The organism is Haloechinothrix aidingensis, assembly GCF_013450155.1.
Classification (GTDB): domain Bacteria; phylum Actinomycetota; class Actinomycetes; order Mycobacteriales; family Pseudonocardiaceae; genus Haloechinothrix; species Haloechinothrix aidingensis.
This window is the reverse complement of record NZ_JACCKD010000004.1, coordinates 536446-560319: the sequence shown is the minus strand read 5'-3', so window position 1 is coordinate 560319 and position 23874 is coordinate 536446. Positions and strand designations below refer to the sequence as shown.

The window sequence follows — 23874 nt, the reverse complement described above, 5'->3', positions numbered from 1 at the left end:
GGGCCGGCACGGTCAGTGACGTTGCGACTCGACGACCCGGCTGTGCCCGCGGAACTCCGCGACCACGTCGAGGTCGTCGGCGCGGCTGCGGTGCACCGTGACGTCGTAGATGCCGCTGCGGCCGAAGGTGGTGCGTTCGGAGGCGGTCGCGATCAGCACTTCCGAGCGGTGCACGGCCGCGACGAACGTGATCTCCGCGGCCGAGGCGACCGTCACGGGGCCGTGGCTGTTGCACGCGCAGGCGAAGGCCGTGTCGGCGAGCAGGAACACGTACCCGCCGTGCGCGATGTCGTGCCCGTTGACCATGCCGGGCAGGACGGTCATCCGCGCGACGGCCCTGCCGTCTGCTGCCTCGAGCAGCTCGATACCCAGCGATTGCGATGCCGTGTCCACGTCGAACATGGCATACGCCGCGTTCTCTCGCACCTGGCCCACCACTGTGTTGACCGAATGGACGGTTGGGAATAACTCAAGGGCAGTAAACGGAGTACCCGGTCCGGGTGTCAAGTGACCGGGCCGCGGAGCTGCCCGCGATCGCCTCGGCGGCCGCGCGGACCGCTTCGGCCGTGGCGGGCGTGTCGAGCTCGGACAGGGCGACCACGCCGACGCTCGCCCACGCGGGACCGTCCCCGGCGGGCAGGGCGGTGGCCAGCCCCCAGGCGCCAGGCTGGAGCTCGCCTGCCGTCACCGCGTAGCCGCGCTGCCGTGCCCTGGTGATCTCCTCGCGCTCGCCGGGCACGGGCAGGCGAGCGGCCAGGATGGCGACGCCCGCTGCGCTGACGGTGAGGGGATGGCGGGTGCCGAGCCGGTAGCTCACGTGCAGCTGCGCGTGCGGCGGCTCCACCACGCAGATGCCGACCGCCTCGTCCTGATCGGCGACGGTGAGGAACGCGGTCGCCGTGGTGTCCGCGGCGAGCCGGGTCAGGTGTGGCTCCGCGGCGGAGCGCAGGTCCGCGCGGACGGTACCGGCGAGCTCGACGAGGCCGGTGCCGAGCTGGTACCTGCCGTCGCCGGCGGTCGTGACGAGGTCGTGCGCGCGGAGCGTGCCGAGCAGCCGGTAGACCACCGTGCGATGCAGGTCGAGCGCGGAGGCGATCGCGGCAACGCCGAGACCCGCCGGGTTGTGGCGCAGCAGCTCGAGCACGCGCAGGCCGTTGCCCAGCGTTCGGGAGTAGGCGGCGTCGGCCGCGTTGACATCGGATGTGAGCTGGTTCACCATGACTCCTCGATAAGTGCGAAAGGCGCACTGTAGGAGCGAATATAGCACCTACCGCCCCCGTCACGACACCGGAGGTCGCTGTGGTCAGTGCGGAGATTCATCGCGTCGGCTCGGGAGAGCATCCCGTCATCGGGTTGCACGGGTGGTTCGGCTCGGCACAGGCGTGGCGACCGCTCCGGCCGCACCTGGACGGCGCCACCTTCAGCTACGCCTTCCCCGAGTACAGGGGATACGGGGCGCGGCGCGGCGTGACCGGCGAGTACTCCATCGCCGAGGCGGCATCCGACGTGCTCGCCGTGGCCGACGAGCTGGGCTTCTCCTCGTTCTCCCTGGTCGGGCACTCCATGGGCGGCAGCGTCATGCAGCGTGTCTACGCCGACGCGCCCGAGCGGGTCCGTTCCATGGTCGGTATCTCCCCTGTTCCGGCGAGCGGGGTCCCGTTCGACGAGCAGACCTGGCAGCTGTTCGCGGGCGCGGCAGCGGATCCGGGCAGCAGGCGCGCGATCGTGGACTTCACCACCGGTAACCGGTTGACCGGCGTCTGGGTCGACTCGGTGGTCGCGCACTCGCTGGAGTACTCCGACCAGGACGCCTTCGACGCCTACCTGCGAGCATGGTCGTCCACGGACTTCCATGAGGAGATCGACGGCAGCGACGTCGCCGTACAGGTGATCGTGGGCGAACACGACCCGGCGCTCGGCGAGGACACGATGCGGGCGACCTTCGCGGAATGGTACCCGCGCCTCGAGGTGGAGGTGATGGCCAACGCGGGGCACTACGCCATCGACGAGACGCCGGTCGCGCTGGCGACGTGCATGGAACGGTTCCTCGGGCAGCGGTGATGAGCGTGCCGGGAAGCGGTGAGCTCACCTCGCCGCCGAACGTGTTCGACCCGCGGATCTTCGCGGACGGTCCGCCACACGAACGGTTTCGCGTGCTGCGGGACGCGATGCCGGTGTGCTGGCAGGCCGAGCACGAGGTGCTCGACTGGCCCGCGGGCCCCGGGTACTGGGCGGTCACGCGCTACGCGGACGTCAGGCACGTGCTGCGCACCCCGGAGGTGTACTCGTCCTGGCTGGGTGCGACGCAGATACGCGACCCCGACCCCGAGGACCTGGCGTTCATCCGGCGCATGATCCTCAACATGGACGCCCCCGAGCACGTCCGGCTGCGACGCATCGTCGCGGGCGTGTTCACCAGGCGGAGGCTGGAGCACATCGCCGAGCGCATCGCCGCTCGCGCACGCTCGCTCGTCGACGCGGTCGCCGCGCGGGGGCACTGCGACCTGCCCGGCGAGGTCACCGACGACTTCCCGCTGGCCAATCTGGCCGAGCTGCTCGGCATGCCGGAGGCCGACAGGGGGCTGCTGCTGGAATGGACCAACCGGGTGATCGGTTACCAGGACCCCGAGCACGCGGAGGTGGTGCGCGACGAGGCCGGCACACCGGTCAACCCTCGCTCGCCGGCGATGCTGCGGGACATTTTCGACTACGCGCAGGACCTGGCCGCGCACAAGCGGCGGAACCCGGGCGACGATCTGATGACCGCGCTGGTGCACGCATCCGTCAACGGCAGGCAACTCGACGACGCCGAGCTGGAGATGTTCTTCTTCCTGCTGGTCATCGCCGGAAACGACACCGTACGCAGCGCGCTTCCCGGAGGGGTGCTCGCCCTGACCGAGCACCCGGACCAGTACCGGCTGCTGCGCGAGCGCCCCGAGCTGCTCCCGACCGCGGTCGAGGAGATGCTGCGCTGGCATCCACCCGTGCTCAGCTTCCGCAGGACAGCGGCCGTCGACACCGAGCTCGCCGGAACGCGGATCGCCGCCGGGGACAAGGTGGTCGTCTACCACGTCTCGGCGCACTTCGACGAGCGAGCCGTCACCGACCCGTTCCGCTTCGATATCACCAGGGACCCCAACGATCACCTGGCGTTCGGGCAGGGGCCGCACGTGTGCCTCGGCGCGCACTTCGGGCGGCTGCAGATGCGCCTGTTCTTCGAGGCACTGCTGCGCAGGTTGCCGCAGGTCGAACGGGACGGCCCCGTGACCCGGCTGACGTCGAACTTCATCAACGGCATCACGCACCTGCCGCTGCGCTGGTCACCCCCGTCCGGTGGGTAGCGGGGCGCCGGGTTCGGGTGCCGGGTTACTCGCCGCGCCGGTCGACCACGCGCCGGATCTTGCCGACCGAGCGCTCCAGGGTGTCCTCGTCGACGACGTCGATCCCGACGGAGATGCCGACGCTGTCCTTGACCCGTGCCGCCACCTCGGTGGCGGCTGCCGCCCTGCGTTCGGCGTCCGCATCCGGGCGGGCCTCGACCCGTACGGTCATCTCGTCGCGGCGGTCGCGTGTGGACAGCTCGAGCTGGAAGTGCGGTGCCAGGCCTCGCGTCCCCAGTACGATCTCCTCGATCTGGGTGGGGAAGACGTTCACCCCGCGAATAATGATCATGTCGTCGGAGCGTCCTGTCACCTTCTCCATGCGGCGCATGGCCGGTCGCGCGGTCCCGGGCAGGAGCCGGGTGAGGTCGCGGGTGCGGTAGCGGATGATCGGCATGGCCTGCTTGGTCAGCGAGGTGAACAGCAGCTCACCGTGCGCGCCCTCGCCGAGCACGCTCTCGTCGAACGGGTCGACGATCTCGGGGTAGAAATGGTCCTCCCAGATGTGCAGCCCGTCCTTGGTCTCGACGCACTCCTGCGCCACCCCGGGGCCGATCACCTCGGACAGCCCGTAGATGTCCACGGCGTCGATCCCGGCGCGTTCCTCGATCTCGGCGCGCATCCGTTCGGTCCAGGGCTCCGCCCCGAAGATCCCGACCCGCAGCGAGCCGGCCCGCGGGTCGATGCCCTGCCTGTCGAACTCGTCGAGCAGGGTCAGCATGTAGGACGGCGTGATCATGATGATCTCCGGCCGGAAGTCGGTGATCAGCTGGACCTGCCGGGCGGTCATACCGCCCGAGGCCGGTACGACGGTGCAGCCCAGCCGCTCGGCGCCGTAATGCGCACCGAGGCCTCCGGTGAACAGGCCGTAGCCGTAGGAGACGTGCACGAGCTGGCCGGGACGGGCTCCCGCGGCACGCATGGACCGGGCCACCATGGCGGCCCACAGGTCGAGGTCCTGCCGGGTGTAGCCGACCACGGTCGGCTTACCGGTCGTGCCGCTGGAGGCGTGCAGGCGGCGCAGGTCCTGCCGGGGTACGGCGAACATGCCGAAGGGGTAGTTGTCCCGCAGGTCGTGCTTGGTCGTGCAGGGGAACTTCGCGAGATCGTCGAGGGTGCGGCAGTCGGAGGGACGCACGCCTGCCTCGTCGAACCTGCGCCGGTAGAACGGCACGTTCTCGTAGGCGTGCCGCAGCGTCCACTGCAGACGTTCGAGTTGCAGCTCGCGGAGCTCCTCCCGGCCCATCCGTTCGGACGCATCCGGATCGTTCGACTGCCGCGCCGATGCCTGCGTCACGAGCGCCACCACCTCGGAAACTGACCGAACGGACGGTTATTGTCGAGCGCGCCCAGTAAAGAACCGACCGGCGCCGGTGTCAAGGGACCGCCTGCCGCTGCCCGACGGTCTTCCGTTCGTGGGGTGGCGGCGCTAAGATGAATTACTGAACGGGCGGTCGGTAATTCGTGTGGGAGGCTCGAGGTGAGCGATTCCGTGGGGCTGTTGCGCAGCTATGTCCAGGGCCGGTGGCAGGTGCCCGAGGACGAGGGCGCGCCGCTGTACCACGCCGCGACCGGAGCGGAGGTCGCACGCGTGTCGGCGACCGGGATCCCGGCGGCCGCCGCGTTGGAGTACGGCCGCCGGGTCGGCGGGCCGGCCCTGCGGGAGCTGACCTTCCACCAGCGCGGCGCGCTGCTCAAGGCGCTCGGATCCTACCTGCGGGAACACCGCGAAGGACTGTACGAGCGCTCGACGTGGACCGGCGCGACGCGCGGTGACGCGAAGTTCGACGTCGACGGGGGCATCGGTGTGCTGCTCGGCTACGCGAGCAAGGCCAAGCGGGAACTGCCGAACGACACCGTCTACACCGAGGGGGCTGTCGAACCGCTCGGCAAGGGCGGCAGCTTCCTCGGCCAGCACGTCGCCACGCCGTTGCACGGGGTGGCCGTGCAGATCAACGCGTTCAACTTCCCCGTGTGGGGGCCGTTGGAGAAGCTGGCTCCTGCGTTCCTCGCCGGGATGCCCAGCGTGATCAAACCCGCTGCCCCCACCGCGTACCTCACCGCGCGCCTCGTGGAGCTGATCATCGAGTCGGGGCTGCTGCCCGACGGTACCGTTCAGCTGATCTGTGGCGGCGCGGGCGAGCTGCTGGAGCAGGTCGGTTCGCAGGATGTCGTGTCGTTCACCGGCTCTGCTGCCACCGCCCAGAAGGTGCGCACGCACCCGACGCTGGTACGCAACGCCGTGCGGTTCAACGCCGAGGCGGACTCGCTGAACGTCTCGATTCTCGGTCCGGAGTCCGGGCCCGGTACGGCCGAGTTCGACCTGTACGTGCGGCAGCTGGTGACCGAGATGACGGTCAAGGCCGGGCAGAAGTGCACCGCCATCCGCAGGGCCCTCGTACCGGAAGCGCTGATCGAGCCGGTGACCGAAGCCGCTGTGGAGCGGCTGCGGGACGTGACCGTCGGGCATCCCGCCGATCCGTCGGTGGGCATGGGGCCGCTGGTGAGTACCGAGCAGCGTGCCGAGGTGCGCCGCTCGCTGAAGGCGTTGCGTGACGCGGGTCGGGTGGTCCACGGCGATCCCGAGTCGGTCGAGGTCACCGGCGCCGACGCCGAGCGGGGGGCGTTCGTCTCCCCGGTGCTGCTCCGCGCGGACCACCCCGAGCGTGCCGAGCCGCACGAGGTCGAGGCCTTCGGGCCGGTGGCCACGCTGCTCCCGTACTCGTCAGCCGCGCACGCCGTCGATCTCGCCGCGCGCGGCGGCGGCAGCCTGGCGGGCTCGGTGGTCACCTCCGATACCGACTTCGCGCGGGAGGTCGTCGTCGGCGCGGCGCCGTGGCACGGTCGCCTGCTTGTACTGGACGAGGCGAACGCGGCCGAGTCGACCGGGCACGGCTCGCCGTTGCCTGCGCTCGTGCACGGTGGTCCCGGCCGCGCCGGCGGCGGCGAGGAGCTCGGCGGGGTGCGGGGCGTCCTGCACTACATGCAGCGCACCGCGGTGCAGGCCGGTCCCGACGTGCTGACCGCTGTGACGGGACGCTGGATGCCGGGGGCGAGCAGGGCGGTCTCGCGGACCCATCCCTTCCGCAAGTCCCTCGCGCAGCTGCGGGTCGGCGACGCGGTGGTCGCGGGACCGCGCTCGGTCACGGCCGAGGACGTGGCGCACTTCGCGGAGTTCACGGGCGACACGTTCTACGCCCACACCGACGAGGAGGCCGCTGCGGCCAACCCGCTGTTCGGCGGGATCGTGGCGCACGGCTACCTCGTGGTGTCGTTCGCGGCCGGGTTGTTCGTCGCCCCTGAGCCGGGGCCCGTGCTCGCCAACTACGGGCTGGAGAACCTGCGGTTTCTGACCCCGGTCAAACCCGGTGACGAGCTGACCGTCTCGCTGACGTGCAAGCAGATCACCCCACGGACCGACGCCGATTACGGCGAGGTGCGGTGGGACACCGATGTCACCAACCAGGACGGTGACTCGGTAGCCAAGTACGACGTGCTGACCATGGTCGCCAAGGAGAACCCGGCATGACCACGACGGAACCGGACCGGAGCGAGCTGGAACGGCAGTTCGAGGACACGATCGGCAGGGACCAGCGGATCGAGCCGCGGGACTGGATGCCGGACGGGTACCGCTCGACGCTGGTGCGCCAGATCGCCCAGCACGCCCACTCGGAGATCATCGGGATGCAGCCCGAGGCGAACTGGATCACGAGGGCACCCTCGCTGCGGCGGAAGGCGATCCTGCTGGCCAAGGTGCAGGACGAGGCAGGGCACGGGCTGTACCTGTACTCGGCGACCGAGAGCCTCGGTGCGGACCGGTCGGAGCTGACCGGCAAGCTGATCAGTGGCAAGCAGAAGTACTCCTCGATCTTCAACTACCCGACGTTGACGTTCGCCGATGTCGGGGTGATCGGCTGGCTGGTCGACGGCGCGGCGATCTGCAACCAGGTGCCGCTGTGCCGTTGCTCGTACGGGCCGTACGCGCGGGCGATGATCCGCATCTGCAAGGAGGAGTCGTTCCACCAGCGGCAGGGTTACGAGCTGCTGATGACGATGATGCACGGCACGCAGGGGCAGCGGCGGATGGTGCAGGAGGCCACCGACCGCTGGTGGTGGCCGTCGTTGATGATGTTCGGACCGCCCGACGCGGACTCGCCGAACACGGCCCAGTCGATGGCCTGGAAGATCAAGCGGCATACCAATGACGAGCTTCGCCAGCGTTTCGTCGATATGACCGTGCCGCAGGCGGAGGCGCTCGGCGTGACCCTGCCGGACCCGCACCTTCGGTGGAACGCCGAGCGCGGGCGCTACGATTTCGGTGAGATCGACTGGACCGAGTTCACCGCCGTGATCAAGGGCAACGGCCCCTGCAACGCGCAGCGGGTGGCGCAGCGCAGGCGCGCGCACGAGGAGGGCTCCTGGGTGCGTGAGGCCGCTGCCGCGCACGCGGAGAAACAGCGGGCCCTGCGGCAGGTCCGGCCGGGGGAGGGAGCGGCATGAGCGGGCAGGCAGGCGATCGCGGCGATGCGAGCGGCGCGCAGTGGCCGCTGTACGAGGTGTTCGTACGCAGCAAGCGGGGGTTGAACCACGTGCACGTGGGCTCGCTGCGCGCCGCCGACGAGCGGATGGCGCTGCACCACGCGCGCGACGTCTACACCCGCCGTAACGAGGGCGTGAGCATCTGGGTGGTCGCCGCGGCCGATATCACCGCGTCCAGCCCGGACGAGAAGGACCCGTTCTTCGCGCCGAGCGGCGACAAGGTGTACCGGCATCCCACCTTCTACGACATTCCCGACGACGTGCCGCACATGTGAGGGGGTGGCCCGCTGTGTCCTTCGACAACGCCTACGAGGCGATCACCGAGCAGAACGACGCGCGCTGGGCGTTCGGGACCGGCTTCGACAGCCCGCTGTCCGGTGTGGACTCCGAGCTGCCCGAAGGGGTGGATCGCGCGGACCTCGCCACCTACAGCCTGATGCTCGCCGACGACGCCCTTGTCGTCTCGCACCGCCTGCAGCAGTGGTGCACGCACGCACCGGAGCTCGAGGAGGAGGTCGCGCTGGCCAACATCGCGCTGGACCTGCTCGGCCAGGCCCGGATGCTGTACACCCGCGCGGGCCAGGCCGAGGGCGGCGACCGTGCCGAGGACGACTACGCGTACTTCCGCACCGAGTCCGAGTTCGGCAACGTGCGGCTGGCCGAGCTCGACCAGCCGGACTTCGCCGTCCTTGTCGCGACCCTGCTGGTGTTCACGACATGGCGGCTGGCGCTGCTGCAGCGGATGACGGGCTCGCGCGACCCGGTGCTCGCCGCGATCGCGGCCAAGGGCATCAAGGAGGTCACCTACCACCGTGACTACGCGGCCCAGTGGGTGGTCCGGCTCGGGGACGGCACCGACTACTCGCGGCAGCGGATGCGCGACGCGCTCGAGGCCGTGTGGCCGTACGTGGACGAGCTCTTCGCCACGCATCCTGTCGAGCGGCGGATGGCCGAGGCCGGGGTCGGCGCCGACCCGGCGTCGCTGCGCGACGAGTGCGCCGCGGTGTTCGGCACGGTGCTGGAGAGCGCGACGCTCGAGGTGCCGCAGGTGTCGCCACGAGCAGGGGTCGCAGGCCGCGCGGGCAGGCACGGCGTGCACACCGAGTCGATGGGCTACCTGATCGCCGAGCTGCAGGCGGTTGCCCGGGCGCATCCGGAGGCGACATGGTGACCACCAGGGAGCACGCCCGCGCCGTGGCCGCGCGCGTGACCGACCCCGAGCTGCCCATGCTCACCCTGGCCGACCTGGGTGTGCTGCGCGACGTCACGGTCACGGCGGACGGGGTGGTCGTGACGATCACCCCGACCTACTCGGGCTGCCCTGCGCTGGAGACCATGCGCGACGACCTGGTCAGCGAGCTGCGGGCAGCCGGGTACCGGGACGTGACGGTACGCACCGCGTTACATCCCCCGTGGAGCAGCGACTGGATCTCCGAGGACGGCAGGCGCAAGCTCGCCGAGGCCGGCATCGCACCACCGGGCCCCGCGCCCGCGCACGGCCAAGGCCCGATCCCGCTGACCCTGCACACACCCCGCAGCCAGGTGCCGAGCGACGTGTGCTGCCCGTGGTGCGGCAGCGCGGAGACCGCGGAGCTGTCCAGGTTCGGCGCCACGGCGTGCAGGGCACTGCGCACATGCTCGACCTGCGCCGAACCCTTCGAACACGTCAAGGAGATCTGAGGTGACCGCCAGTACCAGCACCCGGACGCGCGTGCGGTTCCACACGCTCACCGTCGCCGAGGTGGAGCGCCTCTGCGCGGACGCGGTCGCGGTCAGCTTCGACGTGCCCGCCGAACTGGCCGACCGTTACGACTTCCGGCCAGGCCAGTCACTCGTGCTGCGCCGCAACATCGACGGCCGCGAGCAGCGCCGCAACTACTCGATCTGCGCCCCCGCCGGGGCCAGGCCCAGGATCGGGGTGCGGGAGATCCCCGGCGGGGAGTTCTCCCCGTGGCTGGTGCACCGGTTGCGGCCGGGGGACCGGCTCGAGGTCTCCACCCCGACGGGATCGTTCACCCCGGACGCCGCGACCGCCGCACACCACGCGCTTGTGGTGGCGGGGGCGGGCATCACGCCCGCACTGTCCATCGCCGCCTCGGTTCTCGCGGACGGGCACAGCACGGTCACCCTGCTCTACGGCAACCGGCGGAGTGACACCGTGATGTTCGCCGACGAGCTGGCCGATCTCAAGGACCGCTACCCGGAGCGTTTCGAGCTGGTCCACGTGCTGTCCAGGGAGCCGCGCGAGTCCGAGCTGCTGACCGGCAGGCTGGACGGGGCCAAGCTGCGGGAGCTGGTCCCGGAGCTGATGCACGTGCCAGAGGTCGACCACTGGTGGCTGTGCGGCCCGTTCGGGATGGTGACCGAGGCCGAAAGCGTGCTCGACGAGTGGGGTGTGCCCGGCGAGCGGGTGCATCACGAGCTGTTCTACGTCGGGGAGGAACCCCCCGAACCGGAACGGCACGTGGAGCCCGCGGTGTCCGGCGCGAGCACCGAGGTCACCGTGATCCTGGACGGCCGGTCGACCACGACGGCGATCTCACGGGAGACCCCGATCCTGGACGGTGCCCAGCGAAGCCGCCCCGACCTGCCGTTCGCCTGCAAGGGCGGGGTGTGCGGCACGTGCCGGGCCAAGCTCGTCGACGGCGCCGGATACATGCGACGGAACTTCGCGCTCGAACAGTCCGAGGTGGACGACGGTTTCGTGCTCACATGCCAGACGCTGCCCACCTCCGAGCGCGTCACCGTCGACTACGACACGTAGGGCGTGTCTCTCAATCCCGCGTACCTGCTGCGCGGGGCCGGCGAAGCGCCTCGCGGCGTTCTCGTCCGTGCTCGTCCCTACCGGGTGAAGACCACTACCGGCGACTCCTCGGTCTTGCGAGGCACTCCGCTGATCCCCGCTCGCGACGGAGGGGATCAAGAGACACGCCCTGGCTAGAAGATCGTGCGGACGGCGTCGATGACGCGGTCGGAGTCGTCGAGCACCGGGATCAGCGGCCACTTGTCGAACACGGTGCAGGGGTGGGACAGTCCCAGCTCGACGACATCGCCGACACCGAGCAGGCCGGGCTCGGTGTCGCAGAACCCGTGGTGGTCGTTGAGCTCGATGATCCGCGCCCGACCGTCAAGCGGCTCGCGAGCCCCCTCGCGATACACCGCGCGCGGCACGGGCAGGTCGATGTCGAACGAGACGTCGCGCTTGCCGGCACCCAGCAATGACCGGCCCGGTTCGGGGCAGGACAGCACGCGGGCGAAGCAGGACAGCGCGGGACGCAAGGGGTCCCGGTCGGCCGCCGCGCGCAGCGGCGAGCTGCGCTCGTACAACAGGTCGTCGTGCGCGAGGTAGCAGCCGGACCGGATGACGAACCGAACCGGGCGAGACAGCGGCGGTATCGCGGCGAACGCCTCGGCGACCAGGTCCGGGTAGGCGCTGCCGCCCGCCGTCACGAGCACCTCGCCGTTCGCCGCGAACACGCCGCGGGCGTCCGCCCGCACGACGAGGTCGGTGAGCCGCGCGAGCCAGTCACGCGCCACCTCGGGCGCCTGCCCGTCCCGCGCCTGGGGCAGCGCACCCTCGTACCCTTCGATCCCGGCCAGATCCACCCGGGGACTGGCTGCGACGCGCTCGGCCAGCTCGAGCGCGTCGCCGGTGCCGCGTACCCCGGTGCGGCGCCCCGCGACGCCGAGCTCGAGCAGCACGGGCAACGGGCGTTCGGCACGCTCCATGTGCCGCTCCAGCACCGCGAGCCCCTCGGCGGAGTCGACGAGGCAGAGCGGCTCGAAGGCCGGCTCGGCCAGCGCGCCGGCCAGCCAGCCGAGCTGGGCGGGCTCGACGACCTCGTTGGCGATGAGCACGCGTGGTACGCCGCAGGCGTGCATCACTCGTGCCTGTGCCACGGTGGCCGCGGTCAGCCCCCACGCGCCGCGGGCCAGCTGGGCCGACCACAGTCGCGGGGCCATCGTGGTCTTGCCGTGCGGAGCGAGCTCGACGCCGTGCTCGGTGCACCAGCTCGCGAACCGGTCGAGGTTGTGCGTCAGCGCGCTGTCTCGCAGCACGACGGCGGGCAACCACAGGTCGTCCAGCCGCCAGCCCGCGGAGCGTGCGCCCGCGGCCGTCGCGGGGCTGGCGGGCAGGCTGCGCGCGGGTACCGGTTCCGCGTCGAGCTCGGCCAACCGGTCCGCGGGCAGGGCACCGCCGGGGTGGCGCCGCGGGGATCGTGCGGGGTCGGTCATGCGCGTGCTCCTCGCGGAAGGGGCTCGTCACGTCGGAAGCGACCCTGTTGCGTGGTCGCCAGTACAGTGTGCGACATTCGCGCCGAACGGGGCCGGTCGCTCGGTGCCCCGCGATCCCGCAGTGCGCCCCGAACGCCCGCACCGGCCGTGAGGAGCTGGCATGGACCCGACCACGACACCTGCCACGGAACCCGCTGCCGACTGGACGGGGTTCTTCGCCACCCATCTCGACCCCGTGCCGCTCATCGTGATCCTTCGTGGCCTGTCCGAGCGGGACGCGGTAGCCGCTGCCCGCGAGGCGTGGGATGCGGGGGTCCGGCTGGTCGAGGTCACCCTCGAGAGCGAGGCGGGACCGGCGGTGCTCGACGCGGTCGTGCGTGCTGCCCCCGGCGGACTGCCCGTGGGTGCCGGCACCGTCACCACCCCCGAGCGCCTCGACGCGGCGGCAGCGGCGGGCGCCCGGTTCGCCGTCGCGCCCGGCCTCGACACGGACACCGTGGCGGCCGCGGGCCACCGCGGCATACCGTTCCTTCCGGGGATCGCCACGCCGACCGAGGCCGGGCAGGCGCTGCGACTCGGCGTCGCCACCGTGAAGGCGTTCCCCGCATCGACCCTCGGGCCCGACTGGGTACGGGCGCTGGCCGGGCCGTTTCCCGAGCTAAGCGTGATCGTCACCGGCGGCGTCACCACCGATACCGCACGGGCGTACCTGCGGGCGGGGGCCGCCGGTATCGGGGTCGGCGGCGCCGTCACCGGCGGCGGGCTCGCCGGCCTGGTGAGGACGGTGCGGACGCCGGGGTGAGTACGTGCACGCCGCGGCCGCCACGCGCGCACGGCAGGTGCCGTGAGCCCGCCGGAGCGGGCCGTGGGAGGCCGGCCGGCTCGGCGGGGACCGGCCTCCCACGAGCTTCCACGAGCGCGGCCGCTTACTCGGCAGCCGCACCGCGTTCGGCACGTACCCGCCGCGCCGCGGCGACGAGATTGCGCAGCGCGGGTTCGACCTCCGCGTACCCCCGTGTCTTGAGACCGCAGTCGGGGTTGACCCACATCCGGTCGGCCGGCACCGCACGCAGCGCCCTGCGGAGCTGCTCGGCGACCTCGTCGACATCGGGCACCTGCGGGGAGTGGATGTCGTACACGCCGGGCCCCACGCCGCGGGTGAATCCCGCCGCGCCCAGGTCGTCGAGTACCTCCATGCGCGAGCGCGCGGCCTCGATGCTGGTGACGTCCGCATCGATGGCCTCGATCGCGGGCAGGATGTCGCCGAACTCCGAGTAGCACATGTGCGTGTGTATCTGGGTCGCATCCGAGATCCCCGACGTGGCCAGCCGGAACGACTCCACGGCCCAGTCGAAGTAGGCCTTGTGCTCGGACGAGCGCAACGGCAGCAACTCGCGCAACGCGGGCTCGTCCACCTGGATCACCCGGATACCGGCCGACTCCAGGTCGCGTACCTCGTCCCGGATCGCCAGGGCGACCTGCCGCGCGGTGTCCGCCAGCGGCTGGTCGTCCCGCACGAACGACCAGGCCAGAATGGTGACGGGTGCGGTGAGCATCCCCTTGACGGGCTTGTCCGTCAGTGACTGCGCGAATCCGGCCCACTCGACGGTCATCGGGCGGGGCCGGGACACGTCGCCGTACAGCACGGGGGGCCGCACGCAGCGCGATCCGTAGGACTGCACCCAGCCGTGCTCGGTCGCGGCGAACCCGTCGAGCTGCTCGGCGAAGTACTGCACCATGTCGTTGCGTTCGGGCTCGCCGTGTACCAGGACGTCGAGCCCGATGTCCTCCTGGAGCCGGATCACCCGCTCGATCTCGGCACGCATGGCCTGCCGGTACTCCTCGGAGCCGATCCGGCCGGCACGGTAGGCCGCACGCGTCCTGCGGATGTCGCCGGTCTGCGGGAACGAGCCGATCGTGGTGCTCGGAAGCTCGGGCAGCCGCAGCGACGCGTGCTGGGCCGTCGCGCGATCGGCGTAGCCGCCCCTGCGGGTGTGCTCCGGGCGCAGGGCGTCGAGCCTGGCGCGCACGCCGGGCTCGCGCAGGTCCGTGGCGGCTGCCCGTGCACGCACTGCGGCGCGGGCGGTGCCGAGCTGCTCGCCGACCGCGCCCGTGCCCTCGTGCAGTGCCCTGCCGAGCAGGACCACCTCGCCCAGCTTCTGCCTGGCGAAGGCCAGCCACCCGCGCAGCCGATCGTCGAGCCCGGTCTCGAACTCGACGTCGTACGGCACGTGCAGCAGCGAGCAGGATGTGGATACGCCGACGTGCCTGGCCGTGCCGAGCAGCGTGGCCGCTTTGGACAGTGCGGTGTCGACGTCGGTGCGCCAGATGTTCCGCCCGTCGACCACACCGGCGAGAACTTCCTTGTCCTGGACTCCCTTCTCGGCGGCGAGGTAGTCCACCGCGGAGGGGTCGGAGACCAGGTCGACGGCGAGCGCGTCGACCGGCGAGCGTGCCAGTGTCCCCAGCGCGGGGCCGAGGTTGCCGAAGTAGCCCGCGACAAGCAGACCCGGGCGCTCGGTCAGCTCCCCGAGTGCCTCGTAGGACCGTGCCAGCGCGTCGAGCTCGTCCTGCGTGCGATCGGCCGCGAACGCGGGCTCGTCGAGCTGTACCCACTGCACACCCTCGTCGTGCAGCGTGCGGAGCAGGTCCGCGTAGGCCCGCAGCAACGGCTCGAGCAGCCGCAGGGGGTCGAAGTCCTGCGGCACGCCTTCCGCGGCCTTGGACAGCAACAGGAACGTCAGCGGGCCGACGAGCACCGGTCGTGTCTCGTAGCCGAGCGCGCGGGCTTCCCGGTACTCGTCGAGCGGCTTGGACCCGGCGACGGTGAATGTGGTGTCCGGCCCGAGCTCGGGCACAAGGTAGTGGTAGTTGGTGTCGAACCACTTGGTCATTTCGAGTGGCTGCGCGCCGCGCGCACCGCGTGCTGCCGCGAAGTAGGTGTCGGTTGTGGACAGGCCGAGTTCGGTGACGCGCCGTGGCAACGCACCGAACAGCGCGGCGGTGTCGAGCACGTGGTCGTAGTAGGAGAAGGTGTTCGACGGGATACTGTTCAGCCCTGCTTCGGCGAGCTCCCGCCAGGTGTCCTGCCGCAGGCCTCGTGCCGTGCGGTGCAGCTCGGCTTCGTCGATGCGCCCGGACCAGTAGCCTTCCAGCGCACGCTTCAGTTCGCGGTCGGGGCCGATCCGGGGGTAGCCGAGTACGGTCGTGCCGATTCGAGTTCTCTCACTCATCGCTCTCTCCCTCGCGAGCTCATCGGATGAGGCCCAGCCGTACGGGGAAAGCGAGACGGCGCGGATGGTGGACAAGCCAGCCGCGTTGCGTGTCGTCGCGCCCACCCTCGAGGCTCGGACTCCCGCTCACCGGCCGGTGAGCGCACCACGGGCAGGTATTCGGACTCGTGGGCACTGACCTGTCCGGCCCGACCTAGTGGCCGTCGCTTCCCGGATGTCCATCCAGTGCTTTACCACGGCGTCGCGCACCGTGGTGACGGCGTTCGTTCCCACTCACCGCTGCGGGGCAGTCCCGGATTCGCACCGGGTTCCCTGTTGCCTCCCCACCGGTCGACGCCGATGCGCGCCGGTGGGGAACCAGTGGCACGCCCGAGCCTAACAGCACGATCGGTCGGCGCGAGTCGAGTGTCGCGTGAGCTGGACCACGTAGAAACGGGGTGCATCCCGTCGTGGATGCACCCCGTTTCTACGTATGCCCGGAGCGGGCGGCTACCCGCTGAGCTCACCTGCCTTGAGGTCCTCGACGAAGTCCGGGTTGTCCTCGAGCCACTGCTCGACCGACTCCTCGTTCTTCTCGCCGTCGTTCTGGTTGAACATGATCTCCTCGAGCGAGCTGAGCTGCTCGAGCGTCATCGTGAAGTTGCCGGCCCACTCCGCGACCTCGGGGTAGTCCTCGGAGAAGCCGTCGCGCCCGAACAGGTGAATCTCCTCGGGGTCGCCGAGCGCGTTCTCGGGGTCCTCGAGGTCCTTGATCGGGAATGCCTCGTAGGCCCAGTGCGGCCGCCACAGCGTGACCACGACGTTCTCACCAGAGTCGATGGCACCCTCGAGCTCGGCGAGCATGGCCGGGGTGGAGGACTCGGCGAACTCCATGTCCTCCAGACCGTAGGTCGGGATCACCTCTTCCTTGGTGATCCGGGTGAGACCCGCGCCCGGCTCGATGCCCACGATCTTGTTGTTGAACTCGTCGGCGTTGTCGGCGAGCTCCGTCAGCGAGTCGATCGGCGCGTCCTCGTTCACCGCGATCGTCAGCGGGGCATCGTCGTACCAGGTACCGAGGTCTTCCATGTCCTCACCCAGGTCGGCCCAGTAGTCCTCGTGCGTGGACGGCAGCCAGGCGTCCGTCGAGAAGTCGTACTGGCCCTGGGAGACGGCCTGGTAGATGGGGCCCGGGTCGGCGGTCTCGTAGGTGACGTTGAAGCCCTCTTCCTCGAGGATGTGTCCCCACAGGTAGGAGGAGGCGATGCCTTCCTCCCAGCCGCTGAACACGCCGATGGTGATGTCCTGTCCTTCGCCGACGCCGTTGCCGTCACCGTTGCCTTCCTCGGCCCCGGTGTCACCGTTCTCGCCACAGGCGGCGAGGACGAGGGCACTCGCGGCGAAGCCCGCGATCAGGCCCATAGACCTCTTGCGGAATCCCGTTCTCATGATGACCTCCTTCGAGCGCCGCTGGGACGCTGACGTCGAGACGTTTCGCGGTGGGGTGTCACGGTGACATCCCGGATCGGGGTTGTCATGCCGCCTCCTTCTGGCGGGCGACCGTCGATCGGGTCCCGAGGCCCGCTGTCACCCGGTCCAGGAAGATCGCCAGGATGACCACGGACAGGCCGGCCTCGACACCGAGAGCGACGTCTATGCGAGAGATCGCCGACAGTACTTGCTGCCCGAGGCCGGGACCACCGACGAATCCCGCCAGCACGACCATGGACAGGCCGAGCATGATCACCTGGTTGATGCCCGCCATGATCGTGGGAAGCGCGAGGGGTAGCTGGATCTGCCGCAGGATCGCGTTCGGCGGGCTTCCGAACGCGTGACCGGCTTCGACGACCTCGGCGTCCACCTGCCGGATCCCCAGTTCGGTCAACCGCACGCCGGGGGGCATCGCGAAGATGATCGTCGCGACGATGCCGGGCACCACACCGACCGTGAAGATCACGACGGCCGGGATGAGGTACACCAGTGGTGGCATCGTCTGCATGAAATCCAGCACGGGGCGGATCGCGTTACTGAACGCCCGTGAGCGGGAGGCCAGAATGCCCAACGGGATCGCGATGATCGTCGCGACGGCGCCCGCGACCAGTACCAGGGCCAGCGTCAGCATGGCCTGTTCCCACTGATCCATCAGCGCGATGAGGAACAGCCCGAGCGCGGCGATGATCGCGAAGGTCCCGTTACGGGCCAGCCCGCCGAGTACGGCGAGGATGATGATCATCAGCCAGGCAGGCGCGAAGTTCAACGTGGACTGCAGCCCCTCGAAGGTCTCTTTCAGGACGGTGCCGACGAGGTCGAACAGGGGGCCGAGTACCGTGATCAGCCAGTCGATGAAGCTCTCGACCCAGTCGCCGAGCGGGATCCGCCACTCATCCATGGTCCACCTCGCTCACATCGCCATCCGGCTGCGTGCCGGATTCGGTGGTGCCTGCCGCTTCCTCGCCCGCCCGCAACTTGGCCATCGCCGTGAGCAACGTTTCCCGCACGATGGCCCCCACCAGGCGATCGCGGGAGTCGACGACGGCAACGGGCATCGCGGACCGGGCGCTGGCGTCGAACACGTCGACGAGCACCGTGTCGGACTTGACGGTGGTGGCCTTGGAATCCAGCACCTCGCGCAGCGAGTCACCGCTACGCTGCAGGGCTGAGGCGGCCGCCTCAGCGCCGACCACCCCGAGCAGTTGCTGGTCGCTGCCGACGACGAACGCCGCGTTCACCTGCCCTTCGCGCATCGCGTCCAGGGCAGCCTGCGGGCCGGACGTGTCCGAGACGACCGCACGTGGTGTATCCATCACCGCCGATGCCGTCAACACCCGGGTGCGGTCCACATCCTGTACGAACTGCGCGACGTACTCGTTGGCCGGCTGGTTGAGGATCTCCTCGGCGGTGCCGATCTGCTCGATGCGGCCCGCCCGCATCATCGCGATCCGGTCGCCGAGCCGCATCGCCTCGTTCAGGTCGTGGGTGATGAACACGATCGTCTTGCCGAGCCGGTGCTGCAGCTCGACGAGCTGGTCCTGCATCTCGCGCCGGATGAGGGGGTCGAGCGCGGAGAACGCCTCGTCCATGAGCAGGACCTCGGTCTCCGAGGCGAGCGCGCGAGCGAGGCCGACCCGCTGCTTCATACCGCCGGACAGCTGCGCGGGTAGCCTGCTTCCCCATCCCGCCAGGCCGACCATCTCGAGAGCCTCATCGGCCTTGGCCAGGCGGGTCCGCCTGTCCACGCCACGCACTTGGAGGGCATAGGCGGCGTTCTCCCGCACGGTCCGGTGCGGGAAGAGCGCGAAGTGCTGGAACACCATGCTCATGTGCTGGCTGCGTATCCGCCGCAGGCCGGCTGCGTCCAGCGTGGTCACGTTCTCGTCACCGCAGTGGACCTCTCCGGCGGTCGGTTCGAGAAGCCCGTTGAGCATCCGGATCAGGGTGCTCTTGCCCGAGCCGGACAGGCCCATCACGACGAAGGTCTCACCAGGGGGGACCTCGAAGTTCGCGTCGATCACCGCGGGGGTGACACCGCTGGACGCGACGTCTTCGCGAGATTCTCCTTCCCTGAGTCGCCGTACCGCGTCCTCGGGCCGGCGGCCGAATACCTTGTACAGCTCCTTCGCGCGTATCGCGCTCACCTGGCACCTCTCGTCGGACGGTCACGCGCGGCACGGGTCGCTGACCGGAGGCTGTTCGCCGGCCGGGCGCCCGGAAGTACGGGAACCACCCGACGGTCGCGACGCGCCGTCGGCATGCGTTCCCTAACAGGCTATTCACTCTCAAGGCCGAGGTTAGTCACCTCGCGATCGCTCTGCAGCCCGGCGTCCGGCACCAGTGTTATTGATGTTCAGACTGAAGGTAGATCGCAATCCAATCGCAATCGGACATCCTGTAACACCCGCGATCAGCTCGCCCGGTGTGCGCGGTATGACGTTTTCACTCCATCTGTCGGACTGCCCGCGTGATTCAGCACCCCACGGGGGTGACGATCACGTCGAGGTTCCGGGGACCGTGCACGCCCTCGACACGGTCGAGCTCGATGTCGCTGGTGGCGCTGGGCCCGCTGATGAAGGTCAGGGGGCGTAGCGGGTCCAGCGCGGCCAGCGCCTCGGCTACCGTGCCGACGATCTGGTCGGTGCGCACCACGCAGACGTGATGGTCGGGGATGAGGCTGATCGCGCGGCGGCCCTGGTCGGCCCCGGCGTCCAGCACGAGAGTGCCCGTCTCGGCGATGGCCACGGCGCATCCGGTGACCGCGGCGTCCGTGCGGTCGAGCTCGCCGATGCCGAGCCCGGTGTCGTCGACCAACCCGATCGAGGCGGTGCCGGGGCGCCACCGCGCGGGCAGGCCGCGTGCCACCACTGCACTGCTGGCACCGCGTGCTCGCAGGACCTCGGCGATGATCTCGGCCGGGGTGTGCTCCGGAGTAGCACGGTGTACCCGCGCGGTGTACTCGGCGAGCCGCTCGCCGAACATCTCGGCGAGATCCGCGGTGCCGGCGTCCCGGCTGTGCTGCCGGTACTCGCGGGGCACCTGGCGCACGGCGGGCTCGTCGGCGAGCGCCGCGCGGACGCGTGCCAGGATCTCGCTGCGCGCGCTCACCGGGCACCACCGCCGTTCCGGCGGCGCGCCGCCCACCACTGACGGAACGTGCGCCGCGGCGGCGCGGGCAGGTCACGATGGTCGGTCCAGCCGGACAGTGGCGGTGGCAGTCGCCGGAACCGCCCGCCGCGGGCACCGAACCTGGCGAGCCGCATCAGCCGCCGGGCCGCGGTGAACCTGCCTGCCGAGGACATGAGCCAGGCGAGCAGGCGCATCGTGGCGCGTTCGGTCCGGTGCCCGGACCGCGTCGCCTGCCCGCGCAGGTGCACGAGCACCGAGGGGATATCGATCTTGACAGGACAGACGTCGTAGCATGCCCCGCACAGTGTGGACGCGAACGGAAGGGACGCGTTGGTGTCGTCTGCGTCCATTCCGGTCAGCAGCGGCGACAGGATCGCCCCGATAGGACCGGGGTAGGTGGAACCGTAGGCATGCCCGCCGGTGCGCGAGTAGACCGGGCAGACGTTCAGGCAGGCACTGCACCGGATGCAGTGCAGCGCCTGCCGCCCCACATCGTCGGCCAGGGCACGGGTGCGCCCGTTGTCCAGCAGGACCAGGTGGAACTCGCGCGGACCGTCCGGGGCCCCGCCCTCGCCGTGCACCCCCGACCACATCGAGGTGTAGGGGTTCATCCGCTCACCCGTGGATGATCGCGGCAGCAGCTGCAGGAAGATCTCGAGGTCACGCCATGTGGGTACGACCTTCTCGATACCCATGACGGTGATGAGCGTGTCCGGCAGCGTCAGGCACATGCGACCGTTGCCCTCGGACTCGACCACGCACAGCGTCCCGGTCTCGGCGACCGCGAAGTTCGCCCCGCTGACCGCCACCGGGGTGCGGAGGAACTTCTCGCGCAGGTACCTGCGCGCGGCCTCGGTGAGCGCGGCCGGGTCGTCGCCCAGGTCGGTGGGCGGCCTGCCTTGGTCGTCGCGCATGTGCTCGGCGAAGATCTCGGCGATCTCCCGCCTGTTCCGGTGAATGGCGGGAACCAGGATGTGGCTGGGTCGGTCGTTGTCGAGCTGCACGATCAGCTCGGCGAGGTCGGTCTCGGTCGCGGTGATGCCCGCGGCGTCGAGCGCGGCGTCCAGCCCGATCTCCTGGGTAGCCATCGACTTGACCTTGACGACCTCGCGCGCGCCCTGCCGTCCGGCCAGCTCGGTGACGATCCGGTTCGCCTCCTCGGCGTCCCTGGCCCAGTGCACCACGCCACCGCGAGCCTGCACGGCCGACTCGAGTTGCTCGAGCAGTTCCGGGAGGCGGGCGAGCGTATCGGCCTTGACGGCACTTCCCGCGGCGCGCAGCTCCTCCCAGTCGGGTACCTCGTCGACCACGGCCGAGCGTTTCGCCCTGATGGCCCCTGTCGCGTGCGCCAGGTTGTCCCGGAGCTGCCGGTTGCCGAGCGCCTGCCGCGCCGCGTCCGGGAACTCCGCGGCTCCCCGCAGGTTGCCGTGCCCGCCGGGTAGCTCCGGCATGCCGAGGAACGCCGTGCTCACAGCGCATCGGTCCCTTCCGTGCTCGCCAGGATCTCCGCGAGGTGGACGGTGCGCACCGGCGTGCGCGACCGGGACAGCCCGCCGCCGATGTGCAGCAGGCACGAGGAGTCGGCCGCCGCACACACCGAGGCGGCCGTCGAGCGGATGTTGGCCACCTTGTCGGCAAGGATCGCACCGGAGGTGGCCGAGTTCTTCATCGCGAACGTGCCGCCGAACCCGCAGCATTCCTCGGCGGCGGGCAGCTCGACCAGGTCGATGTCGCGGACGTGCCGCAGCAGGGTGAGCGGCCGGTCACCGACACGCAGCATGCGCAGCGAGTGGCAGGTGGGGTGGTAGGTGACCCGGTGCGGGTACCGCGCGCCGACGTCGTGCACCCCGAGCACGTCCACCAGCAGCTCGGAGAGCTCGTAGGTACGCGCGGCCAGCGCGTCCGCCCGCTCGGCCAGTCCGGCGTCGCCCCGGCTGCGGGCCACGACGGCGTGCTGGTGGCGGATCGACCCCGCGCACGAGGCCGACGGCAGCACGACGGCGTCGTAGCCGCCGAAGGTGTCCGCGTGGTGCCGGATGAGGCGCATCGCGAGATCCGGGTACCCGGAGTTGATGTGCATCTGGCCGCAGCAGGTCTGCTCGGCGGGAAAGTCCACCTCGTGGCCGAGCCGCTCCAGCAGCCGCACGGTCGCCCGAGCCGCTCGCGGGGCGATGGTGTCGGCGACGCAGGTGGCCAGCAGCGCGACTCGCATGCGTTCGCCTCCCTCTCCGCGGCCGGTACGGGCACGAGCATAGCGACATACCGCCTGCCGGTGGGCAGCCCCGAACGACGCCGCACCGGGGACCGGCTCCGGGGTGTGCCCGGTGCCGCCGGTGACCGGCCACGTGCCGGACCGGGCGCGGGTGACGGCGCCGAGTATTCGTAGCATTCCGCACGAAGCGGCGACAGCCGTCGAGCTGTGGGCGACAATCGGGGGCGGACCGTAGCCACTGACGACCGGCCGCTGTCCGGGCCGGGGCGCCGGCTCCGGGCGGCATGCGGAGGCCCGGATGCCGATGTCGCGTGTGCCCCGCCGTCCGGCCAGCACCCGGAAGGCCATCCTCGCGGTCGCGGCAGGAATCCTGCTGCTGGTGGCGATCTTCCTGCCGGACCGTTCCGCCCCGGACGGTGCCGCGCTGACCGAGCTGCTGCTGCCCGGGGAGCTTTCCGGCGACCGGGACCCGGCGCGTGAACAGGGCCGTGCGGAGGTGACGCTGCCACCCCTGCCGGGAACCCTGCCCGGACAACCCCGGCCGGCCGCAGGCTCGCTGGATGTCCCTGTGGGTGAGCTGCAGCCGGTGGCCGAGTGGGTGCACGTTCCGCTCGTGGGGCCGTCACCGGGTGGTGCGGGGTCACTGCGGGTGCCGTTGCCCGGGCTGGCCCCCACGACAGCACGGCTCGAGCCACCGATGCCGGGGAGTCTGGCACGGGAGGGGTACCCGACGGCTGTGCGCCCCGACGCCGGTGCCGAGGCAGCCGGGTCCGGCCGGGCGGACGGGGCGACGGCGGCCCGCCGTCCGGAGGAGAGACCGGCCACGCAGTGGGGGATCGATGTCAGCGGCTGGCAGGGAGACGTCGACTGGCAGCGCTGGTGGGAGGAGGGCAAGCGGTTCGCCTACGTCAAGGCCACCGAGGGCACGACGTTCACCAACCCCTACTTCGCGCGGCAGTACAGGGGGGCGCACGAGGTCGGCATGATCCGGGGGGCGTACCACTTCGCGCTACCCGACCGCTCGGGTGGGGCCGCGCAGGCCAGGCACTTCGTGGCCAACGGAGGGCACTGGCTACCGGACGGCCGGACGTTGCCGGGGGTGCTGGATATCGAGTTCAACCCGTACGGCGAGACCTGCTACGGCAGGTCCCCGTCCGGCGTGGTCGGCTGGATCGAGGAATTCGCAGACACCTACGAGAGCCACACGGGACGGTCCCCGGTGATCTACACGAACACGATGTGGTGGCGGCAGTGCGTCGGCCAGGACCGGGATCTCGAGCTTGACAATCCACTATGGATCGTGCGCTACGCGACCGAGACAGGCGAGCTTCCCCCGGAATGGGACGACTACACGTTCTGGCAGTACACGACGGACCCGCTCGACTCCAACGAGTTCAACGGGAACTACCGTGATCTCGTGGAGCTGGCAGGCGGTTGGGGCGCCGAGGACGTGCCCGCCGACGGTTCGCGCTAGCGGCCGGTAGGGGCGAGCCGAAGGGGGCCTCGGGTACAGCATGTGTACCGAAGGGGCCCCTCGGCTCGCCGCACCAGCGGTGCCGCCGACGCCGAACGAACCACGTAGGTCCCCGAGGACCGGTGCCACGGCGGCGATCGGCCCGCGCAGGTTGAGCGCGACCAGGATCACCGCCGCCAGCAGGACCCACGACCGCAGCCG

General features: G+C 70.6%; 21 protein-coding genes and 1 riboswitch. Of the genes, 10 read left to right on the top strand and 11 right to left on the bottom strand.

Features of this window, described 5'->3' with window-relative positions; translation table 11 throughout:
* Positions 1-12 precede the first annotated feature (12 nt).
* Both paaI and H0B56_RS14030 read right to left on the bottom strand, forming a co-directional pair.
* On the bottom strand, positions 13-402 hold the full coding sequence (paaI, locus tag H0B56_RS14035; RefSeq protein WP_180893567.1) for a hydroxyphenylacetyl-CoA thioesterase PaaI: 390 nt from the start codon (positions 400-402) through the stop codon (positions 13-15).
* Between the two features lie 67 nt (positions 403-469).
* A complete protein-coding gene (locus H0B56_RS14030) occupies positions 470-1216 on the bottom strand; it encodes an IclR family transcriptional regulator domain-containing protein (RefSeq protein WP_180893466.1) in 747 nt (248 codons plus the stop codon).
* Between the two features lie 83 nt (positions 1217-1299).
* Here H0B56_RS14030 and H0B56_RS14025 point away from each other — a divergent pair, with 83 nt between their 5' ends.
* Both H0B56_RS14025 and H0B56_RS14020 read left to right on the top strand, forming a co-directional pair.
* Positions 1300-2061 carry an alpha/beta fold hydrolase gene (locus H0B56_RS14025; protein WP_343063890.1) on the top strand — a complete coding sequence of 254 codons (762 nt, stop codon included), beginning with the start codon at positions 1300-1302 and terminating at the stop codon, positions 2059-2061.
* A complete protein-coding gene (locus H0B56_RS14020) occupies positions 2061-3341 on the top strand; it encodes a cytochrome P450 (protein WP_180893465.1) in 1281 nt (426 codons plus the stop codon). Before H0B56_RS14025 ends, H0B56_RS14020 begins: the two co-directional genes overlap by 1 nt.
* A gap of 25 nt (positions 3342-3366) precedes the next feature.
* On the opposite strand, the gene paaK is transcribed toward H0B56_RS14020, so the two are convergent.
* Complete coding sequence (gene paaK / locus H0B56_RS14015) at positions 3367-4626, bottom strand: phenylacetate--CoA ligase PaaK (RefSeq protein ID WP_180893565.1); 1260 nt, start codon at positions 4624-4626, stop codon at positions 3367-3369.
* A 234-nt stretch (positions 4627-4860) separates the two neighbouring features.
* Here paaK and paaZ point away from each other — a divergent pair, with 234 nt between their 5' ends.
* Genes paaZ through paaE form a run of 6 tightly spaced genes read left to right on the top strand, consistent with a single transcriptional unit; the run spans position 4861 to position 10683 of the window.
* Positions 4861-6909 (top strand): phenylacetic acid degradation bifunctional protein PaaZ, encoded by a 2049-nt coding sequence (gene paaZ, locus H0B56_RS14010; protein ID WP_343063889.1) that lies wholly within the window; start codon positions 4861-4863, stop codon positions 6907-6909.
* Positions 6906-7880 (top strand): 1,2-phenylacetyl-CoA epoxidase subunit PaaA, encoded by a 975-nt coding sequence (gene paaA, locus H0B56_RS14005; RefSeq protein ID WP_180893464.1) that lies wholly within the window; start codon positions 6906-6908, stop codon positions 7878-7880. The genes paaZ and paaA overlap by 4 nt, the downstream gene beginning before the upstream one ends.
* Positions 7877-8194, top strand: coding sequence for a 1,2-phenylacetyl-CoA epoxidase subunit PaaB (gene paaB, locus H0B56_RS14000; protein WP_180893463.1), 318 nt, complete (start codon positions 7877-7879; stop codon positions 8192-8194). Before paaA ends, paaB begins: the two co-directional genes overlap by 4 nt.
* Before the next feature lie 14 nt (positions 8195-8208).
* Positions 8209-9090 carry a 1,2-phenylacetyl-CoA epoxidase subunit PaaC gene (gene paaC / locus H0B56_RS13995; protein WP_180893462.1) on the top strand — a complete coding sequence of 294 codons (882 nt, stop codon included), beginning with the start codon at positions 8209-8211 and terminating at the stop codon, positions 9088-9090.
* Complete coding sequence (paaD, locus tag H0B56_RS13990) at positions 9084-9599, top strand: 1,2-phenylacetyl-CoA epoxidase subunit PaaD (protein ID WP_180893461.1); 516 nt, start codon at positions 9084-9086, stop codon at positions 9597-9599. Before paaC ends, paaD begins: the two co-directional genes overlap by 7 nt.
* Before the next feature lies 1 nt (position 9600).
* Positions 9601-10683, top strand: coding sequence for a 1,2-phenylacetyl-CoA epoxidase subunit PaaE (gene paaE, locus H0B56_RS13985; protein WP_180893460.1), 1083 nt, complete (start codon positions 9601-9603; stop codon positions 10681-10683).
* Between the two features lie 173 nt (positions 10684-10856).
* Here paaE and H0B56_RS13980 read toward each other — a convergent pair whose 3' ends face one another.
* A complete protein-coding gene (locus tag H0B56_RS13980; RefSeq protein WP_180893459.1) occupies positions 10857-12155 on the bottom strand; it encodes an alanine racemase in 1299 nt (432 codons plus the stop codon).
* 160 nt (positions 12156-12315) lie between these two features.
* Here H0B56_RS13980 and H0B56_RS13975 point away from each other — a divergent pair, with 160 nt between their 5' ends.
* The gene (locus tag H0B56_RS13975; protein ID WP_180893458.1) at positions 12316-12957 is read left to right on the top strand and encodes a bifunctional 4-hydroxy-2-oxoglutarate aldolase/2-dehydro-3-deoxy-phosphogluconate aldolase; all 642 of its coding nucleotides are present in this window, start codon (positions 12316-12318) and stop codon (positions 12955-12957) included.
* Between the two features lie 124 nt (positions 12958-13081).
* Here the strand turns inward: H0B56_RS13975 and metE are convergent, their stop codons facing one another.
* From metE to H0B56_RS13940, 7 genes are all read right to left on the bottom strand, one after another.
* The gene (metE, locus tag H0B56_RS13970) at positions 13082-15388 is read right to left on the bottom strand and encodes a 5-methyltetrahydropteroyltriglutamate--homocysteine S-methyltransferase (RefSeq protein WP_180893457.1); all 2307 of its coding nucleotides are present in this window, start codon (positions 15386-15388) and stop codon (positions 13082-13084) included.
* Between the two features lie 133 nt (positions 15389-15521).
* A riboswitch (cobalamin riboswitch) is annotated at positions 15522-15765 on the bottom strand.
* A gap of 112 nt (positions 15766-15877) precedes the next feature.
* Positions 15878-16816: a glycine betaine ABC transporter substrate-binding protein gene (locus H0B56_RS13965; RefSeq protein ID WP_180893456.1), complete on the bottom strand. Its 939-nt coding sequence runs from the start codon at positions 16814-16816 to the stop codon at positions 15878-15880.
* 85 nt (positions 16817-16901) lie between these two features.
* Complete coding sequence (locus H0B56_RS13960; protein ID WP_180893455.1) at positions 16902-17756, bottom strand: ABC transporter permease; 855 nt, start codon at positions 17754-17756, stop codon at positions 16902-16904.
* Positions 17749-19002 (bottom strand): betaine/proline/choline family ABC transporter ATP-binding protein, encoded by a 1254-nt coding sequence (locus H0B56_RS13955; protein WP_180893454.1) that lies wholly within the window; start codon positions 19000-19002, stop codon positions 17749-17751. The genes H0B56_RS13960 and H0B56_RS13955 overlap by 8 nt, the downstream gene beginning before the upstream one ends.
* Positions 19003-19330: 328 nt before the next feature.
* Positions 19331-19966, bottom strand: a complete 636-nt coding sequence (locus tag H0B56_RS13950) for an LUD domain-containing protein (protein WP_180893453.1) — start codon at positions 19964-19966, stop codon at positions 19331-19333.
* Positions 19963-21438, bottom strand: coding sequence for a LutB/LldF family L-lactate oxidation iron-sulfur protein (locus tag H0B56_RS13945; protein WP_180893563.1), 1476 nt, complete (start codon positions 21436-21438; stop codon positions 19963-19965). The genes H0B56_RS13950 and H0B56_RS13945 overlap by 4 nt, the downstream gene beginning before the upstream one ends.
* Before the next feature lie 17 nt (positions 21439-21455).
* On the bottom strand, positions 21456-22199 hold the full coding sequence (locus tag H0B56_RS13940) for a (Fe-S)-binding protein (RefSeq protein ID WP_180893452.1): 744 nt from the start codon (positions 22197-22199) through the stop codon (positions 21456-21458).
* Between the two features lie 697 nt (positions 22200-22896).
* Here H0B56_RS13940 and H0B56_RS13935 point away from each other — a divergent pair.
* Positions 22897-23673: a GH25 family lysozyme gene (locus H0B56_RS13935; protein WP_246361189.1), complete on the top strand. Its 777-nt coding sequence runs from the start codon at positions 22897-22899 to the stop codon at positions 23671-23673.
* The last annotated feature ends 201 nt before the right edge of the window (positions 23674-23874 follow it).